At 67.7% G+C, this 978-nt stretch carries 1 protein-coding gene; it reads left to right on the forward strand.

From position 1 onward, the window contains the following. Positions 1-18 precede the first annotated feature (18 nt). Positions 19-978 (forward strand): acyltransferase domain-containing protein (locus ACLQ28_RS34430; protein WP_425690435.1); only part of this gene is annotated, 960 nt, incomplete at its 3' end.

Genomic DNA, 978 nt, shown 5'->3' on the forward strand with positions numbered 1-978 from the left:
GGGGGTAAGACGGCGTTCTTGTTTTCGGGTCAGGGTGGTCAGCGGTTGGGGATGGGTGCGGGGTTGTATGAGCGGTTCCCGGTTTTCGCGGCGGCGTTTGACGAGGTCGCGGGGTTGTTTGGTTCGGCGTTGTCGGGTGTGACGGCGGAGAGTGTGGATGAGACGGGGGTGGCGCAGCCGGCGTTGTTTGCGTTTGAGGTGGCGTTGTTTCGGTTGGTGGAGTCGTTTGGTGTGGTGCCGGATGTGGTGTTGGGCCATTCGTTGGGTGAGGTGAGCGCTGCGTTTGTGGCTGGGGTGTTCGGCCTTGGTGATGCGGTGGGGTTGGTGGCGGCGCGGGCCCGGTTGATGCAGGCTGCCCCGGCGGGTGGGGTGATGGTCGCGGTGGGTGCCGCAGTGGATGAGGTGGTGCCGCTGCTCGATGGTGGGGTGGATCTCGCGGCGGTGAACGGGCCGGCGAGTGTGGTTATCTCCGGCGACGCGAAGGCGGTGCACCGTGTCGCGGGGGTGTTGGCGGGGCGGGGTCGGAAGACGACGGTGTTGGCGACGAGTCATGCGTTCCACAGCGCGCACATGGATTCGGTCCTCGACGATTTGCGGGCGGTGGTGGAGCGGATCCGGTTCCATCCGCCGAGGATTCCGGTGGTGGGGATGCTGGCGGACGTGCCGGTGGACACCGCCGAGTACTGGGTGCGGCAAGTCCGTGAGCCGGTGGGTTTCTATCCGGGGTTGCGGGAGGTGGTGCGGCGGGGTGTGACGGCGTTCGTGGAGATCGGCCCGGACGCGGCGTTGAGCGTGCACGCCGCGCAGACCGGCCATCCCGCGATCGCGCTGTCCCGCCGTGACCAACCCGAACCCGACACCTTCACGACCGCGCTGGCCCGCCTGCACGTGCTCGGCAGGACCGTGCGGTGGTATCCGCCGAACCCACCAGCGCACGACGACCTACCCACCTACCCCTTCCAAACCCAGCGTTTCTGG

The sequence above is a fragment of the Micromonospora sp. DT201 genome, from assembly GCF_049841575.1.
Taxonomy (GTDB): Bacteria; Actinomycetota; Actinomycetes; order Mycobacteriales; family Micromonosporaceae; genus Micromonospora.